The 18,586-nt window shown below is 46.6% G+C and carries 14 protein-coding genes and 1 pseudogene; 12 read left to right on the forward strand and 3 right to left on the reverse strand.

Annotation, left to right across the window (positions count from 1 at the left end):
- The first annotated feature begins 308 nt into the window (after window positions 1-308).
- The 3 genes and pseudogenes from AB204_RS17285 (at window position 309) to loiP (ending at window position 3,229) form a co-directional block, all read left to right on the forward strand.
- On the forward strand, window positions 309-2,084 hold the full coding sequence (locus AB204_RS17285) for an ABC-F family ATP-binding cassette domain-containing protein (RefSeq protein ID WP_047964624.1): 1,776 nt from the start codon (window positions 309-311) through the stop codon (window positions 2,082-2,084).
- Between the two features lie 81 nt (window positions 2,085-2,165).
- Window positions 2,166-2,256 (forward strand): annotated as a pseudogene (locus AB204_RS24160) (IS982 family transposase); the annotation flags it as partial.
- Window positions 2,257-2,476: 220 nt separating this feature from the next.
- Complete coding sequence (gene loiP, locus AB204_RS17290; protein ID WP_047964625.1) at window positions 2,477-3,229, forward strand: metalloprotease LoiP; 753 nt, start codon at window positions 2,477-2,479, stop codon at window positions 3,227-3,229.
- A 107-nt stretch (window positions 3,230-3,336) separates the two neighbouring features.
- On the opposite strand, the gene AB204_RS17295 is transcribed toward loiP, so the two are convergent.
- From AB204_RS17295 to AB204_RS17305, 3 genes are all read right to left on the reverse strand, one after another.
- Entirely contained in the window at window positions 3,337-4,611 is a 1,275-nt protein-coding gene (locus AB204_RS17295) for a VWA domain-containing protein (RefSeq protein ID WP_047964626.1), read from the reverse strand.
- A gap of 101 nt (window positions 4,612-4,712) precedes the next feature.
- Complete coding sequence (locus AB204_RS17300) at window positions 4,713-4,925, reverse strand: hypothetical protein (protein WP_047964627.1); 213 nt, start codon at window positions 4,923-4,925, stop codon at window positions 4,713-4,715.
- A gap of 281 nt (window positions 4,926-5,206) precedes the next feature.
- On the reverse strand, window positions 5,207-6,184 hold the full coding sequence (locus tag AB204_RS17305) for an AraC family transcriptional regulator (RefSeq protein ID WP_047964635.1): 978 nt from the start codon (window positions 6,182-6,184) through the stop codon (window positions 5,207-5,209).
- Window positions 6,185-6,668: 484 nt separating this feature from the next.
- Here AB204_RS17305 and AB204_RS17310 point away from each other — a divergent pair, with 484 nt between their 5' ends.
- The 9 genes from AB204_RS17310 to AB204_RS17350 all read left to right on the forward strand — a co-directional run bounded on the left by AB204_RS17310 (window position 6,669) and on the right by AB204_RS17350 (window position 17,881).
- Window positions 6,669-8,861: a thiamine pyrophosphate-dependent enzyme gene (locus AB204_RS17310; RefSeq protein WP_047964628.1), complete on the forward strand. Its 2,193-nt coding sequence runs from the start codon at window positions 6,669-6,671 to the stop codon at window positions 8,859-8,861.
- Between the two features lie 13 nt (window positions 8,862-8,874).
- Window positions 8,875-10,485, forward strand: a complete 1,611-nt coding sequence (locus AB204_RS17315) for an indolepyruvate oxidoreductase subunit beta family protein (protein WP_047964636.1) — start codon at window positions 8,875-8,877, stop codon at window positions 10,483-10,485.
- A 40-nt stretch (window positions 10,486-10,525) separates the two neighbouring features.
- On the forward strand, window positions 10,526-10,945 hold the full coding sequence (locus AB204_RS17320) for an acyl-CoA thioesterase (RefSeq protein WP_047964629.1): 420 nt from the start codon (window positions 10,526-10,528) through the stop codon (window positions 10,943-10,945).
- A 94-nt stretch (window positions 10,946-11,039) separates the two neighbouring features.
- Window positions 11,040-13,385 carry a bifunctional salicylyl-CoA 5-hydroxylase/oxidoreductase gene (locus AB204_RS17325; protein ID WP_235428126.1) on the forward strand — a complete coding sequence of 782 codons (2,346 nt, stop codon included), beginning with the start codon at window positions 11,040-11,042 and terminating at the stop codon, window positions 13,383-13,385.
- Window positions 13,386-13,457: 72 nt separating this feature from the next.
- Entirely contained in the window at window positions 13,458-14,597 is a 1,140-nt protein-coding gene (locus AB204_RS17330) for a cupin domain-containing protein (protein ID WP_047964630.1), read from the forward strand.
- 2 nt (window positions 14,598-14,599) lie between these two features.
- Window positions 14,600-15,511, forward strand: coding sequence for a fumarylacetoacetate hydrolase family protein (locus tag AB204_RS17335; protein ID WP_047964631.1), 912 nt, complete (start codon window positions 14,600-14,602; stop codon window positions 15,509-15,511).
- A 23-nt stretch (window positions 15,512-15,534) separates the two neighbouring features.
- Window positions 15,535-16,566 (forward strand): carbon-nitrogen hydrolase family protein, encoded by a 1,032-nt coding sequence (locus tag AB204_RS17340; RefSeq protein ID WP_047964632.1) that lies wholly within the window; start codon window positions 15,535-15,537, stop codon window positions 16,564-16,566.
- Window positions 16,563-17,318 carry a maleate cis-trans isomerase family protein gene (locus AB204_RS17345; protein WP_047964633.1) on the forward strand — a complete coding sequence of 252 codons (756 nt, stop codon included), beginning with the start codon at window positions 16,563-16,565 and terminating at the stop codon, window positions 17,316-17,318. The genes AB204_RS17340 and AB204_RS17345 overlap by 4 nt, the downstream gene beginning before the upstream one ends.
- A gap of 92 nt (window positions 17,319-17,410) precedes the next feature.
- Window positions 17,411-17,881, forward strand: a complete 471-nt coding sequence (locus tag AB204_RS17350; protein WP_047964634.1) for a MarR family winged helix-turn-helix transcriptional regulator — start codon at window positions 17,411-17,413, stop codon at window positions 17,879-17,881.
- Window positions 17,882-18,586 lie beyond the last annotated feature (705 nt).

Genomic DNA, 18,586 nt, shown 5'->3' on the forward strand with positions numbered 1-18,586 from the left:
TAAAAGTATGCTCGCGCACTGGGTAAATAGTGAATACTAAATGTCAACAGCCCTAAAAATATCAATTCATATAGGGTGACAAAATAATCTGGAAAGAAATAAGAACGCTGCTCATTAATATGAGTGGCGTTTATTTTTATCCGTTAATTAACAATTCCAATAATCATACTTAGGTACTTAAAGTATCGTTACTATTTTTTCTATTAGCAGATAATAACTTGACCTAATTTTCCTTTAACTATATAAGTTTTGCTTGAAAAAGCATCACTCTAAAATTAATGAAGATTTTTACGATGGGGACATAATAAATGTCAACGCTGATTCATTGTAATAAGGTCAAATTTAGCATTAATGCAAAGCCATTATTTAACAATCTCTCCATAACCATCAAAGAGAACGACAGGATTGCATTAGTTGGTTATAACGGTACGGGAAAAACGCATTTACTTAAGCTATTGGCGGACACTGAAAAACCGGATGAGGGGATCATCGAATATGCCAATGGATTGAGGATGGAAATGGTTTCTCAGTTTATCGACGAGGCATTACTTGAAATGACCTTACTTGAGTCTATTTCTCAAAAAGTCAAACAAGTTGATGAATATGGTGACTATAAAGCGGTATCCATGCTGTATGATTTTGGTTTTCAGGATGCTGATTTTACGACTAAAGTGGCTGATCTCAGTGGTGGGCAAAAGACGAAACTGATGTTTGCCATGAGTGCGGTTGTGGAACCGGATATTATTTTATTTGACGAACCCAGTAACCACTTGGACTCAAATACTTTGAAATTCTTTGAGGACTTCTTTAATAACAGCCTGAAAAGCGCCTTTATTATTGTTTCCCACGACCGAAACTTTTTGGATAACGTTACTAACCAGACGATTTTTTTGCGTGATCAACAGCTAGCTGCTTTTTCCCTGCCGTTTAGTCAGGCACTTTCTGCTTTACAGGAAAGAGATGAAGCGGATGCTTTGCGTTTGAAAGCAGAAGAAAAGAATATTCGCCGCATACAGGAAAGTGCAAAGCGTTTGGCGCAGTGGGGAAAAATTTACGATAACCCAAAATTTATCAGAAAAGCCAAATCGATGGAGAAACGGGTTGAAAAACTTGAACAAGGCAAAACGAAAATAACCGAAGGGGAAACTTATCGATTATCGCTGGATGCCGATATGATCAAATCCAAACATATGCTGCAAATTGGGGAACAGTGGATTGGCTATCGAAAAAATGAAGAGTTTAATCCGTTATTTTCCATCAATGGCTTGTATATTCGTCCGGGAGACAGAATCGCGCTGTTAGGTGATAACGGCGTGGGGAAATCCACCCTGATTCATTCTCTGGTTGAAGCTTATAAAAAGGCGAGAAGTGTACATGATGGCGGGTTGGAAAATCCGGCTTATGATACCGAAAATATTACCTTCTCACCGCAGTGTAATATGGGCTATCTCGATCAGGAATTGGAAAAAATCCCATTGAATGAATCGATATTTGATGCGGTAAAAAATAATGCACCGAATATTGATGATATTACCTGTAAACAACAATTGATTGCGACAGGATTTGAATATGCGGATTTTAATAAATTAGTGGGCAGATTGAGTGGTGGCGAACGTTCCAGGCTGATGTTTTTGATATTGAAATTAAATAAACACAATTTCCTGATTCTCGACGAACCCACCAACCACTTGGATATTTTCGGCAAAATGGAATTGGAAAGTGAGTTAATTAATAATGAGATGACAATATTAATTACCTCGCACGATCGGACATTTATCGATAACGTTGCCAACCGCTTTTTGCTGATAAAAAATGGCAAACTGGAAGAAGTCACGTCCAGTGATGGATATTATCAGTTCCTGAATGAAAAAGTGATTCCCTATCAAAAAGAAGAGATTAAGTCTAAGGAAATTACTCATGATGAGCCAGAGGTATTAGCGAATGAAGAGGACATTCTTCAACGCATTGTGATATTAGAGAAAAATCTGGCAGAGGATTTGGCGCGGAAATCGAAGCATCAGAAGCCGAAAAGTCAGGAAATATGGAGAAAGGAAATTGCGAGGCTTTATGAAATTCTGGGATAAATTCATGCGAAAGATAATCCGGTTCTTTCTGGTTGCGCTGCCCCTTATGGGGCACGCTTCAATTAATGAAAATTTAGGTTTAGCATATTGATCCTCTTCCACATGTCACATTATCGTCACCACAACGATTTTCCAACGTTGCTCAGTTTATCCTCGTTTTGTCAGTGTTGCTGCTTTGAGAACTCATTTAAATAGACGAAAAGCCATTTTGTTAAAAAAATTTAAACTAAATTATTCTGCTTATGATTTGATTATTTTTTTAAAAATGTTACCAAACTCACATAATCATAAATATTGGCGTTTATTCCTATTGTTATTTTTAGCAAAACTCATAGTCTTTTAACGCTCTTAAAATACTATAGTTGCATGTATTGCAAAGGAAAAACAAAATTATGAAAATTAAAGCTCTTGTTGCAGTAGCGGTTTCTGCTGTAATTCTGACAGGTTGTAAGAATATTGATCAGGGAATGCTGGCTCAATCCGGAATGCAATTATTCCAAGCGGCAACACTAAGTGATTCTGATGTCAAACAGTTATCTGACCAATCATGTAAGGATATGGATGCACAAAATAAAGTTGCACCGGCATCCAGCCAATACACTAAACGTCTGAACAAAATCGCCAAAGCATTAGGTAACGAAGTTAATGGTACACAGGTTAACTATAAAGTTTATCTGACTAAAGATGTGAACGCATGGGCCATGGCTAACGGTTGTGTGCGTGTATACAGCGGCCTGATGGACATGATGAACGACAATGAAGTTGAAGGCGTTCTGGGCCATGAAATGGGTCACGTTGCACTGGGCCACACCCGTAAAGCAATGCAGGTTGCTTATGCGGCAGTTGCTGCACGTACCGCAGCGGCATCAGCTGGTGGTGTAGCCGCACAGTTGAGCGATTCTCAGCTTGCAGAGTTGGGTGAAAAATTGATCAACTCGCAGTTCTCGCAGCATCAGGAAAGTCAGGCTGATGACTCCTCTTATGATCTGCTGAAAAAACGCAATATCAAAACTGAAGGTTTAGCAACCAGCTTCGAGAAACTGGCTAAACTGGGCAGCGGTGAAACCAGCATGTTTGATTCACACCCACCTTCACAGGCGCGTGCTCAACACGTTCGTGATCGTATCGCAGCAGATAAGAAATAATAAGTTCTGTACAACTATTCGGAAGAAGAGTACTTAGTGAGGGCTTAAACAGCATTCAGGTTAAATAAGCTGGGCGCCCCTAAAATTTGGGGCGCTGATAGCTGTCACTACAGAATCCGTTCGGCAATGGCTGCGTCGTACCAATCTCTGAACTCTTCCAACAACAGATCGTACAGCACATCTTCTTTTACGGTTGCAAAATTGTCGATCTCGAAGAAGTGGGTATTATCCAGACGACGATCGGTAAAGTTATCGAGGTCTTTCAGTATCCCGTAACTTGAACCACCCAAACCAACAAATTTCCAAAAAATAGGATAATTCGCTGAACGTCGAATGGCATCCTTAATTTGACGGGTTTTACTGATCCCACCATCCGTAATAAACACGACATAGACAGGCAGGTCACTGTCTTTAAAGAAGTCGATAACCTCTTCCATAACTGGCGGTTCATTGTTTGTACCACCGAGGCCGGGAAGGATTTCCCATCTGGAACCTTTTATAGCGGTCTGTATGGTATGAATATAGCCATCAAGGTTATCAAGGGTGACGTCCTGATATTTCTTGTGCTTAGAGGCAAATCCCCAGACATCCATCGAGCCATCATCATCAAACTGCACCGCCAGCACCGCAATACGATCCAGAACCGCCTGTACATGCCCCTTTTTGAATTCAGAATGCATTGATCCTGATGCATCAAGAACAAAAGCAACACGAGCCTTGACCGATTGCAGCTTATGCTTATTCAGACTGACAGTGGCATTCTTGGCAAGGTTTACAAGGCGCGGCGCTTTATCCTGTAGTTTTTTCTCAAGACTGATAGTTGGGCTGGGCGGAGGTGTTGAAGGTGCAGAGGGTTCTACATCCACACCAAAATTCACTGCCAGAGGCTCCAGCCCGCCATTGAAACCTTGCCCGAGAGCCCGGAGCTTCCAGTTGCCGGAATGCCGATAAATCTCTGCCATAATCATGGCTTTTTCCGTTCTGCCCGCCGTTGAAATGGTGAAGTCTGCAATATTTTTTGCTTCAGAACATCGTGCCTGAAAACATTGCGCTTCAAATTTCAACTGTTGAAGATTGGCGACAGAATCCGGGCCGTCGATCACCAATGTGATAGCAATTTTATGCACATCAGCCGCTATTTTTGTCAGGTCTACAGTGATAATGCTGCTTTGGTGAGATGTCTCCAAAATCAGACTGTTATCTGCGGCTGTACGATTATTGTAAAAATAGAAGTCACTATCTCCTCTGACTTTCCCATTGGCATTCAATAGAAAAGCGGAAGCATCTACTTCACTACGAAAAGAAGATGTTGCGGGGTAAGAGAGAGTGAGTCGAAGAGAGGTTTTAGATAAAACGATATTTTGTCCTGCCTGAAGATTCATACCTGATATCCTTTTAAATATGTAGTCAATGTTTCCAGCAGTGTTTTTTTACTATGTTAATGTTAATGTTAATGTTAATGGTTTTTGTTTTGTTGTGGAATTTATTTGTCGGCGGTATTAAATATCGGCCTGTACCCGGCTGAGTCTGTATTATATTCCATTTCACCATTAAGGTATTTAACCCAAGAATTATTCTGGGAAATAAGGACGTTTGTGATTTTTGATTCATCTAATTTAGGATCATAATAAATATAACCATTTTTGTTTTTTTCTATCCAAATATTAGAACTGCCTTCTTCTTTATTGTTTTTCATACTTTCCTTAGCTAAATAGAGAGGGATTGACAGGCAATACTTGCTTAATTTCAGGCCAACACTGGGCTGAAGGGATATACTCTTCGTCTTTCAAGTTGCCTCTTTGTTGGCTGCGCTCATTCACCCCGGTCACATAGTTATCTATGCTCCCGGGGATTCATTCCCTTGCCGCCGCGACGCATCTTGAAATCCATTGGGTATAGTTCGGATATTCAACTCATGTTAATGATTTGTGAGGATAGTGACAGGTTGGAATGTCATTTTATTATCAGTTACTGCTTTCACTCACGTTTCAGGCTCTCACTTGGTGTTTCACCATAGCGGGCTTTATATTCCGCGCTAAAGCGCCCCATATGGGCGAATCCCCAACGCAGAGCAATTCCCGTAACGCTGGTGGCCTCTCCTGCCAGTAGTTCCGTGCGGACATGCTCCATACGCAGGTTGCGTAAATATTGCATCGGGCTGATGTCCAGAAATTCTTTGAAGCCGGAATAGAGGCTGCGCAGGCTGACTCCGGCTATTTGGGCGAGCTGTTCTACCGTAATGGGTTCGTGGGCATGAGCCTGTAAATATTCCTGTACCTTACGTACATGTCGTGGACGAATAGTACACCGACGATTTGCCGCAGATTCACTGTAATTATGTTGATGTGTGGATAGCAATGTCACGGAAAGCAATTGCTCGATTTGGCTGGTAATCAGTTTGTGTTGCAAAATATCGGGCACTTGGGTGGTACATTCCAGAAGATAAGGCATCAGACAGCGCCATGCCTGACAGCGTTGCCATTCAAAACCCAGTTCAAATATCAGCGGTTGATCCAGTGGATGCCCCAATTGCCCGACAAGGGTTCTCTCCAGCAGAGGGCGGGAAATTCTGACCATAAACTGGTCGTTGTCCGTGCTCCAGCGCATGGAAGTCTGTTGGTTGGGGCTGAGAACGGAAGCGATATTCGGTGTTGAATCAAGGTGTTGTTCGCCACTTTCAATGCAGGCACAACCCGCCAGCGGCATCTGGACAAGAAAGAAGCTGTCCAGTTCTCCCGGATTGATTTCAACGTTGGCACTGTAACGCAGCCGGCTTATAGAAAGATCCCCGAGTGGAATGTAGTGCATTCTGGCATTCAGTTTTTGGCTGTGACCCAGTATCTTCAACTGGTGGGGCTGCATGACTCTTCCAACCATAGATTTGACTTCATCAAGATCATTTGATGAAAAAAGCAAATGTTTTGGAGAATTGAGGTGTGACTCAATTTTTGACACAGCATATTTGGGATCTGAGCATTTTGAATCTGTATATCTTGATTCAGCGCTTTTAGATTCAGAATAACCGTGAGGCCACGAGCTGCCCGTCATTTCAGATACCTCCAGTCAATAACATGATTATTATGATTGTGTGAAATATCCTTCTGGTGATGTGTTTATTCTCTGTTTAGGTATTGTGTTTATCCTGTTTTCTACTAACAGTATCCACATTTGATCTAAATGAAATATATATGATTGTGAATGTATTTATGAAAGGCACTATTTATTATCAATGACGATAATTGACCTCAGACTCTCCCTGCTCTTGCCTGTTTTTATTGATAATTTGTCCGCTTGCTGCGGGCTTTATCCAAACACTGCATAAATCACAAATACATGACAATTCATGTATTGACCATTAACTGACATCCGAATTACATAGAAGGCATAGCGAAAAGACGTAAGGCAGAAAAACACAATGAGGTGAATATGTGAGGTGAGTATGGCAGAGCGATCATTTGTCGGAGAAGTGAAAAAATTACGTCTGGGACAGGGCGAAGTTTTCAGCGGCGAAGGCATACTTGCCGTGACAAAAGCACTATTGGAATCGGGTGTTGCTTATGTGGCGGGCTATCAGGGAGCGCCGATTTCCCATTTGATGGATGTACTGGCAGATGCGCAGGATATTCTGTCTGAGTATGGCATTCGTTTTGAAAACAGTGCCAGTGAAGCTACTGCGGCTGCGACCCTCGCGGCTTCCGTTAATTATCCAATGCGGGGGGCGGTTACGTTTAAGGCCACTGTTGGCACTAATGTTGCCTCGGATGCGCTGGCGAATTTGGCATCGGGCGGTGTGCTTGGCGGTGCGTTGATTATTGTCGGGGAAGATTATGGTGAGGGTTCCTCTATCATGCAGGAGCGCAGCCATGCTTTTGCGATGAAATCTCAACTCTGGTTACTCGATCCGCGGCCTAATCTCCCCTCAATTGTGCAGGCTGTGAAGATGGGATTTGCATTGTCGGAAGCCAGCCATACACCAGTGATGTTGCAGATGCGCATTCGTGCTTGTCATATGCATGGCCGGTTTGTCTGTGAAGACAATCGCGCGCCGGCTTTTATGATCAAAGATGCACTGGAAAACCCGACGCGTGATCTCAGCCGCATTGTGCTGCCTCCCGCCAGTTTTTTGCATGAGAAAGAGAAAGTGCAGGATCGCTGGCCTGCTGCGGTGCGTTTTATTCAACAGCACGGATTGAATGAGTTTTTTGCCGAAGATGCTCAGGATGTTGGCCTTGTTCTGCAAGGCGGATGCTATAACACCGTGATCCGCGCCCTGAACTTACTGGGGTTGGCCGATGTTTTCGGAAAGAGCCAAATCCCGCTGTATGTGATGAATGTGGCTTATCCGCTGATCGATGAAGAGCTTGAGCGCTTTTGTCACGGTAAGCAGGCGATTTTGGTGCTGGAAGAAGGTCAGCCCAATTTTGTGGAGCAGAATGTTGCTAATATTTTGTGTCAGCATGACATTACTATCCGGCTGCATGGCAAGGATTTGTTGCCAATGGCGGGAGAATACAATACGGCGACGGTGCTGGCGGGGCTTCGTGCTTTCCTTGAACGTTACGGCAAGATTGCAACCGAAGTTCCGGTGGCGGCCTGTCAGGTACGTATTCCTGCCGTGAATTTATCGGTTGATGGTGAGTCTTATGGCATAAATGCGGTATTGGAAGATTCACTGGAAAATGCCGTTCATACCCGTCCCCCCGGATTTTGCACGGGCTGCCCGGAACGCCCGATCTTTACGGCGATGAAGCTGATAGAGCGGGAATTGGGGCCACATCATGTCAGTGCAGATATTGGTTGCCACCTGTTTGCCATTCTGCCTCCCTTTAATCTGGGTAATACCACGATGGGCTATGGATTGGGGACAGCAAGCGCAGCAGCGCTGAATACGCCGGTAACGCATAAACGGGTGATTTCGGTGATGGGGGATGGTGGGTTTTGGCACAACGGCCTGACGAGCGGCATTGCCAATAGTGTTTTTAATCGCAGTGATAATCTCACCATTATTGTAGACAACAGCTACACCTCCGCGACGGGCGGACAGGATATTCTGTCCTCAACGGCATTGAATCCCATCCGCAGTACAGGCCACGAAATTGAAAATGCCGTCAAAGGTGTTGGTGTGAAATGGGTGCGCACGATCAAGCGTACTTATGATCTTAAAACCATGACTCATACCTTGCGTGATGCTCTGACAACCGGCGAAAAAGGGCCAAAAGTCGTGATTGCGCAGAGTGAGTGCATGTTGAATAAGCAGCGCCGCGAGAAGAAAAAGGTCAAGAGTGCGCTTGCTGCGGGAAAAAGGATCGTCCGGGAGCGTTTTGGTATTGATCCTGATACCTGTACCGGCGATCACTCCTGCATCCGTTTATCTGGCTGTCCTTCCTTATCGATTAAACCGAATCCAGATCCGCTGCGCACCGATCCGGTGGCGACGGTTTTGAATAGTTGTGTGGGTTGCGGGTTGTGCGGTGAGGTTTCCCACGCGGCGGTGTTGTGTCCCTCCTTCTTCAAGGCTCGGATCATTATCAATCCCAATCGCTGGGAGCGGTTAATTCATCGTATTCGCAAAGGGATCATCGGGTATTTGCAACGCCGTGATGCTAACCGTCGTAAGCAATATGATTTTTAGGGGGATTATGTTGATGAAATCATCTACGGGTTCATCTCATCAAGTACCGCTTGCTCAACCGATCAAAATTGCGATCCTGGCGATGGGAGGTGAAGGGGGAGGCGTATTAGCTGATTGGATCGTCAATTTGGGCGAAGAAAATGACTATTTTGCTCAGACAACTTCAGTACCCGGCGTAGCACAGCGAACCGGGGCAACGATCTACTATGTCGAGCTGTTCCCCGGTACGGATGATCCTGACGTATCGGCCCCCGTACTGGCGCTGATGCCAACGGCGGGTGATGTGGATATCGTGCTGGCTTCTGAATTGATGGAGGCCGCGCGTGCGGTTCAACGCGGTTTTGTGACGCCGGATCGCACGACGTTGATCGCTTCGAGCCATCGGGTGTACTCAATAGAGGAAAAATCATCAATGGGGGATGGACGTGTGGATAGCGGAGTGTTGATCCAGCAATCCCGCCAGACAGCTTTGCGTTTTATTCATTTTGATATGGCGCTGATGGCTGAGAAGAGCGGCAGCGTAATCAGTGCAGTGTTATTTGGCGCACTCTGTGGTACGGAAATCCTGCCGTTTAATCGCATCCAGTTTGAAGAGACGATCATCAAGGGTGGAGTGGGAGTAAAACCGAGCCTACAAGCCTTTAGATTAGGAATGAGTCGGGTACAGTCAGGGGCATCAAATCCCGGTATTCGGAAAAAAATGCGTTTTTCCTGTCAGCACGTTTTTAAACGCAACCTGTCTGACCAACAGGTTTCTACACAACACGCTACTACACAGCACGCTTCTATACAACACGCTACTACACAGCATAGTAGCGTGAGTAACCTTTTGCTGCGTATCCAGCAAGAATTGCCGTCTTGCATCCATGGCATTGCTATCGAAGGGATCAGACGTTTAATTGATTATCAAGATCCGGCTTATGCCAGTTTGTATCTCGATCGGTTGCAGCATTTGATCAATCAGGCAGTCAGGCATGATGAGCAATTACTGCACGAAACCGCCCGTCATCTGGCGCTGTGGATGGCTTATGAAGATACCATTCGGGTGGCTGATCTGAAGATCCGTGCCAGTCGATTCAAGCGGGTTCGTAAGGACGTAAAGGCACGTGACGATCAACTTATTGAGATCAATGAATTTCTGCATCCCAGAGTGGAAGAAGTATGCGATACCTTACCTGCCAGTGTTGGTCGCTGGCTGTCTCGTTCCCATTTCGTTAAGCGAATGCTGGCGAAATTACTCAGTCGTGGCCGTGTGATTACCACGAGTTCAATTTGGGGATACCTGCTGTTTTATACGTTGGCGAACTGGCGTCGAATGCGTCGCCATACTCTGCGTTTTCAGCATGAAACAAAACGGATTGAAAGCTGGTTACAGCGAATAGTGGTAACAGCAAAACGTGATCCGGAGCTGGCTTTGGAAATTGCACAATGTCAGCGATTGATCAAAGGATATGGCGATACCTACATCCGCGGACTGCGCAATTTCCAAACCCTGATGGACATTGTTGATCACCATCTGAATCACCTGTCTCCTGCCAGCTTGCGGCAACTGCGTAAAGCGGCACTGGCGGATGAACATGGCAACCAATTACGCGAATGCCAACGGCGACTCTCTTTATATTAAAACAATACATTGAAACAACGGTATTAAGGAGGAATTTGCAATGAGCCTGCTCAGATTTGTACAGCCGCATAAAATTCGGTTTGCTGAATGTGATCCTGCGGGAATCGTCTTTTATCCTCAGTATTTCGTGATGTTCAACAATTTGCTGGAAGATTGGTTCGATGAATTAACACCAATGGGGTATGCCAATTACATTGCTAAATATCGCTTTGGCCTGCCAACGGTTCATTTAGAGGCGGAATTTAAAGCTATCAGCAGAATGGGGGATCAGGTTTGGCTGGAATTAAATGTTGAGAAAATCGGCAGAAGATCATTGAAATTGCTTCAACGTTGTATCAGCAAAGGCGGAGAATTGAGGATGAGTGTCACTCAGACTTACGTCACGACTTCACTGGATACCCACCAAGCCATCCCCATACCTGATGAGCTTTACTATGCGTTAACTGAACAGATGCGTTAACTGAACAGATGCCTTAACCAAATTTATATCCTAACCGGGCCATCGCGTAGGTGAACCCTATCGTGACAGGCATCGTGGTGACAGGAGAGGAAGCATGAGCATAAAAGCTATAAACGAAGGTATAAATAATGAAGGTATAAATATAGTCTGCATTGGCGGTGGCCCGGCAGGATTGTATTTCGGCCTGCTGATGAAACTGCAAAATCCTGATAATCGTGTCGTGGTGATCGAGCGCAATCGTCCGTATGACACTTTTGGCTGGGGCGTTGTGTTTTCGGATGCAACGCTGGAAAACCTGAATATGGCAGATCCCGTTTCAGCCAGAACGATTGGCGGGGAATTCTGCCGTTGGGACGATATTGATATCTACTTCAAAGGAACGCTAAACCGCAGTGGCGGCCATGGATTTATTGGCATTGGTCGTAAAAGATTACTGAATATTCTGCAAGATCGCTGTCAGGAGTTAGGCGTTGAATTAGTGTTCGAAACTCAGGTTGAAGATGAGCAGGAAATCGCCCGCCAATATCATGCAGATTTACTGATTGCTTCTGATGGGATCAATAGTCAGATCCGTACCCGTTATGCGGAAGTGTTTGTGCCGGATATCGATCAACGCCATTGCCGTTTTGTCTGGCTGGGAACCCGAAAGATATTTGATGCTTTTACGTTTCTGTTTGTCGAAACAGAACATGGTTGGTTTCAGGTTCACGCTTATCAATTTCAGGAAGGACTATCGACTTTTATTGTTGAGACGACGGAAGAGGCGTGGTTGGCTGCGGGCATCGACAAAATGTCACAGGAAGAGGGCATCGCATACTGTGAAAAGATATTCGCGCAGTGGTTGGATGGGCATGAATTAATTGCTAATGCGGCACATTTGCGTGGGGCGGCCATTTGGATACGCTTCCCCCGGGTTATTTGTACGCATTGGGTACATTGGATCAAACCGGAGGAGAGCAGCGGCAAACATATCCCGATCGTGTTAATGGGGGATGCGGCCCATACAGCCCATTTCTCCATTGGTTCCGGTACGAAATTGGCACTGGAAGATGCGATTGAACTGGCGAACAGCCTGAAAGCCTATCAAGGGAATTTACCGGCGGGTTTGTCACATTATCAGAAAGTGCGCAGTGTGGAAGTACTGAAGATCCAGAACGCAGCGCGCAACTCAACGGAATGGTTCGAAAATGTGGCGCGTTATAAAAGCCTGCCGCCTGAACAATTTGCTTATTCATTATTGACCCGTTCACAACGTATTTCCCATGAAAACCTGCGATTAAGGGATAAAGCATGGTTGGAGAATTATGAACGTTGGTTTACCCAACAGCTTAATCACGAATTTCCCTTAGTCCCGCCGTTGCTGACACCTTATAAAATACGGGGTGTGACCCTGAAAAATCGTGTCGTCGTTTCTCCTACGTTGCTGTATAGCGCAGTGGATGGTGTGCCGGGGCAATTCCATCAGATTCACCTTGGTAGCAGGGCATTGGGGGGAGCAGGTTTGGTGATCGCTGAAATGACAGCGATTTCACCGCAGGCGCGCGTGACGCCAGCTTGCACAGGGTTGTGGAATGAACAACAGGTACAGGCATGGAAGACGATCACTGATTTTGTCCATCAGAACACAGATACGCTGATAGGGGTCCAACTGGGCCATGCAGGACGCCGGGGATCAACGCAACTGGGATGGGAACAATCCGATCATCCTCTGCCGGAGGGCAACTGGCCCTTGGTTTCGGCATCAGCCATCCCCTATCTCCCCGGCGTTTCACAAGTGCCTGCCGCTATCACTAAAGCGCAGATGAGTGAAATCATTGACCAGTTTGTCGCGGCGACACGCCGTGCCATCAACGCGGGTTTTGACTGGCTGGAAATTCAGGCTGCTCATGGTTATTTGCTCTCCAGCTTTATTTCACCGCTCACTAATCAGCGTGATGATGAGTATGGGGGATCACTGGAAAACCGGCTGCGTTTCCCGTTGTCTGTTTTTAAGGCGGTGCGTGAGATCTGGCCTGCTGAATTACCGATATCTGTGCGTATCTCTGCTACCGATTGGGTTGAGGGAGGAACGAGCGTTGATGACGCGGTCGTGATTGCTCAATATTTTCGTGAAGCGGGGGTGGATATGGTGGATTGCTCCACGGGTGAGGTTTCCGCTGAACAGCGACCCATTTACGGGAGAATGTACCAGACCCCAATGGCTGATCGCCTTCGTAATGAGGGCAAAGTGCCGGTTATTGCTGTCGGCGCGATTACAGATGCAGATCAAATCAACGGCATTATTGCTTCTGGTCGCGCCGATCTCTGTGCCTTATCACGCCCATTCTTATCCAATGCTGCCTGGCTGCTACATGAATGCGCCAGATACGGCTGGAATATTGGTTGGCCGAAACCCTATCTTTACGGCAAAGAGCAATTTATAGCAAAGAACAAGTTATAGCAAAGAACGAGCTATACCCAATAGGTTTCAAATTGCAGTCACTTTCGACTTTATCCGTACAGGAGATATCCCATGTCTCAAAAAGAAAATATTCAATCCCATGATCGATACCGGGAAGATATTGCCGGCCGTGCTAATGTCGCTGATAGTCCTGAACTGTTGGCGTATTACAAGGAGTTGGAAACATACAGGACAGGGGCACTCTGGACAATCGCCAATAAAATTGAACCGTGGCAACCGAAGTCAGCATCGGTTCCGATACTTTGGCGCTATCGTGATTTGCGTGAACTCGTCCTTAAATCTGCCGATTTGGTCACACCAGAAAAAGCGGGGCGTCGTGTGGTTTATCTGAATAATTCTGAAAAGTCGGGTTTATCTGCCGCAGTGGGGTTGCTCTATTCCGGTCTTCAGACCATGCGACCGGGTGAAGCCGCATCGGCCCATGCCCACTCTTCTTCCGCCCTGCGTTTTATCATGGAAGGACACGGCGCTTATACCATTGTCGATGGGCAGAAAATGTTGCTGGAAGCGAATGATTTTGTCTTAACCCCCACTGGGACATGGCATGAACACGGCGTTGATTCTGATGGTTCACAGTGTATATGGCAGGACGGTCTGGATATGCCGCTGGTCAATGTGCTGGAAGCAGGTTTTTATAAGGTACACCCTGACTTACGTCAGGCTGTGACTGAACCGCTGGATTCCTCTGTTGGGCTTTGGGGCGCACCCGCCCTGCGTCCCCAAAATGTCGGCTGGAATAAGCCATATTCTCCGCTGTTCAGATATCAATGGGGAGCAACTTATGAAGCCTTACAACGTTATGCCCGTGTTTCAGAAGGCTCACCTTTTGATGACATTCTGATGCATTACACCAATCCGCTGACAGGGGGTCATGTCATGCCGACTCTCGGTGCCAGTATGCAGTTGTTAAGGCCGGGCTTCGTTGGCAAGGCGCATCGGCATACCGGCAGTTTCATCTATCAGGTAGCGAAAGGACAGGGTTATTCCGTGATTGACGGCCAGCGGTTCGATTGGCAGGAGCGGGATATTTTCTGCGTTCCTTCATGGGCATTCCATGAACATGTGAATAGCTCACAAACAGAAGATGCTTGCTTGTTCTGTTTCAGCGACCTGCCGGTCATACAGACATTGCATTTGTATTACGAAGAAGCCCTGATTGATAACGATGGGCACCAACGAGTGGGAGGATAAAGATGCGTTTAATCACTTACCGTACTGAAGTGACGGCTGCCACACGATTAGGGGCAATTGTGGATAACCATGTGGTGGATTTAGCAAAGTTAGCCGCCTATGTGGGTAACGTACTGCCGGATAATATGCTGGATTTTATTGACTTGGGACCCTTGGCCGTGAGCAGTGCAACGGCGTTGCTGGATTCATTTAAAGACTTATGGCCAGTGGACATAGCCCTGCCATTGCAGAATGTGAAAATACTGGCACCGATCCCTCGTCCACGGAAAAACATCTTTGGTATTGGCCTGAATTATGTTGAACATGTGGCTGAATCCAGCCGGACTCTGGATACGGCAAAAGATCTGCCAAAAGAGCCTGTCATTTTCTCGAAGCCGCCAACCACGGTGATTGGCCCGGGTGATGCAATTGAACACAACAGTGGAATCACCCAGCAATTGGATTGGGAAGTGGAACTGGCAGTGATTATCGGGACGCGCGCCAAGGGGGTATCGGAAGTTGAAGCGCTGAAATATGTATTCGGCTATAGCTTAATTATCGATATGAGCGCCCGTGATTGCCGCCGTGCCGGGCAATGGATCTACTCTAAGGGGCAAGATACTTACGCACCTTTCGGCCCCTGCATTGTCACCGCGGATGAAATTCCCGATCCCCAAGATCTTGCGCTTAACCTAAAAGTTAACGGAGTCACCAAACAGGATTCCAATACACGCCATATGTTATTCAAGGTTAACACCCTGATTGCAGATATCAGCAAGGGTATCACATTGGAACCGGGGGATATTATCGCTACGGGAACACCGGAAGGTGTCGGGGCAGGACGCAATCCACAAGAGTGGCTATGGCCGGGGGATGTTGTTGAAGCACATCTTGAAAAGATTGGTGATTTGCGCCATTCCGTTATCGCCGTGTAAGAACGGAAATACAGGAGCCTGATATGCTGAATCTCCCTAAGTTCAAGGCGGCTGCGGTACAGGCTGCACCTATCTTTCTGGATACGGAAGCGACGGTTGAGCTTGTTTGTCGGCTGATCCGTGAAGCAGCCGACAATGGCGCTAATCTGGTGGCTTTTCCTGAGGTATTTGTTTCTGGTTATCCTTATTGGAACTGGGTCATGAATCCTGTTCAGGGTAGCCCGTGGTTTGAAAAACTGTGCAAATCTGCCATTGAAGTGCCGGGTCCGGAGATCCATAAAATCGCACTGGCTGCGGCACGCCATCACATCAATGTTGTGGTCGGCGTGAATGAGCGTAGTCCCAATGGCATCGCGACGCTCTATAACACGTTGGTGACTATTTCTGATGAAGGCCGCATTTTGGGACGCCATCGGAAACTGGTGCCGACATGGGCAGAGAAACTCACGTGGGCGAACGGGGACGCTTCTTCGCTAAAAGTACATGATACCCGCATTGGCCCATTAGGTGCGCTGGCTTGCGGAGAGAATACCAATACATTGGCGCGTTTTGCTTTATTGTCTCAGGGAGAGTTGGTACATGTTGCCAGCTATATTGCTCTGCCTGTTGCACCTCCGGATTATGACATGGCTGAGGCGATCCGCTTACGGGCGGCAGCCCATTGCTTTGAAGGGAAAGTTTTTACCATCGTTTCTTGTTCCACTATCTCACAAGAAATCGTAAAAGCGATGACAGCCACTCATCCTGAAGCCGAAGAACTGTTGGCACGTCCTAATAGCGCATTTACGGGAATTATCGGGCCTGATGGCCGCGTGATGGGTGATCCCCTGATTGATGAAGAAGGGATTGTCTATGCAGATATCGATCTGAATCGCTGCATTCAGCCTCGTCAGATGCATGATATTACAGGGCATTACAACCGTTTTGATATTTTCGATCTCAAAGTAAATCGCCGCCCGATGAATCCGATCCAGTTTACAGATCTACCTCCGGAGCAGACTGATCTGAATACCTATGTTGATTGGGCTGATCCCTCACAGGAGAACCTGCCATGAACGAGAAGCGTTATTTTCGGGTTGGGCAGATTGTGCCTTCTTCAAATACGACAATGGAAACGGAAATTCCGGCCATTCTGCGTACTCGTGAAGCGGTTAGCCCTGAGCGTTTTACCTTTCATGCCAGTCGCATGAGAATGAAAAACGTCACGAAAGAAGAACTGGCGGCAATGGATGCGGATAGCGATCGCTGTGCGCTTGAATTATCGGATGCTGCGGTGGATGTGTTGGGGTATGCCTGTTTGGTGGCGATTATGAGCATGGGCAAAGGATATCACCGAATCTCTGAAAAACGCCTTCACTTGCGGACATCAGAGAACGGTTATCCGGCTCCGGTTGTGACCAGTGCAGGGGCGCTGGTGGATGGATTACATGCTTTGGGAGCGAAACGGATCTCAATATTGACGCCTTACATGAAGCCATTGACTCAATTGGTGATTGATTACATTGAGAACGAGGGGATTGAAGTTATCGATAGCATCTCATTGGAGATCCCCGATAACCTTGATGTCGGACGACAAGATCCCCTTGCGCCGTTGGAAATTACTAAACGGCTCAACAGCAATGTGGATGTGATGGTGGCTTCTGCCTGCGTACAAATGCCTTCTCTGGCCTCAGTGCCCCTGATCGAAGATCGTATTGGATTGCCTGTTATTTCCTCATCTGTGGCGACAACCTACATGATATTGAAACAGCTTGGGTTGGATACATACGTTCCGAGATTTGGCTCACTGTTATCAGGAAAATATTGATTGAATCACGGTCGTGGGCGTGTTTTTCATGGATGAACCTTTTAGAATCGGAAAACAAAAAACCTCCTGAGATAAAAAGGGTTGTTCAACTTATGCCAGATGCAAAAGTGTTTGTTGACAATTACTTGCCTGCCTTGCTTGGGCAGGCATGGATGCTAGTTTCCTCTGAATTTCATGATACCGTTGAAGCGCAGGGATTGTCAGTGTTGGAATGGCGGGTGTTATCGACGTTGGCGGGAAGCGGCCCGGTCGGTATCAGCCTTTTGGCCCAGAAAACGGTCAGTAAACAACCGACCATTACCCGCGTTTTGCAGCGCTTGGAATTGCAGGGGTACGTAGCACGTTTTTCCAACGGTGGCGGTGATCGCCGCGTTACCTTGGTGCGTTTGACAGAGGCAGGTCTGCAAGTGGTAGAAGGCTTACTGTCTGAAGCAGAATCCCATGAAAAAAGTGTGCTGGAGCCATTGGGCAATGGCAAGAGTCAGTTATTGAAAGAAGTATTGCAAGAGCTGATTAAGCAGCATACGCCAATACGTAGGGCATTGGGAGAATTGGGTAAGTAACCCGTCCTAACAGTGGATTATCCCCGTATTTACGGGGAACACGACTCGCCGCTAGTGTCATCGCACCAACCATCCGGTTTATCCCCGTACTTACGGGGAACACCCAGAAAAATAAACCTGTGCCGCTTCGTATTCCGGTTTATCCCCGTACCTACGGGGAACACTCACTCCCGCTGGTCGCTCCTTTGCGCTGCGGCGGTTTATCCCCGTACTTACGGGGAACACGTGGCTGATGATGGCACGGTACAGATAGAGAACGGTTTATCCCCGTACTCACGGGGAATACGCACGGATTTTCTGTTGATACCCAATTTTAGCCGGTTTATCCCCGTACCTACGGGGAATACCGATCAACCACCTCGTAGCCCAAGAACGTGTGCGGTTTATCCCCGTACCTACGGGGAATACATAGCGAAAGGAATTTTATTCATTTGTTATTCCGGTTTATCCCCGAACTCACGGGGAACACGCACGTTGCGTCCAGTCATTTGGTAAGTCAGGCGGTTTATTCCCGTACTCACGGGGAACACATATCACATGAAACATCATCATCATGAAATACCGGTTTATCCCCGTACTCACGGGGAACACTTGCTCAAATGGAACGTCTGTCTGAAGAAGGCCGGTTTATCCCCGTACTCACCTGTCTCTTCTACACAAATCCCTCGATTTAATCGAGGGATTTTTTTGAACCTTTTTCTACCT

Source organism: Xenorhabdus khoisanae (assembly GCF_001037465.1).
Lineage (GTDB): Bacteria > Pseudomonadota > Gammaproteobacteria > Enterobacterales > Enterobacteriaceae > Xenorhabdus > Xenorhabdus khoisanae.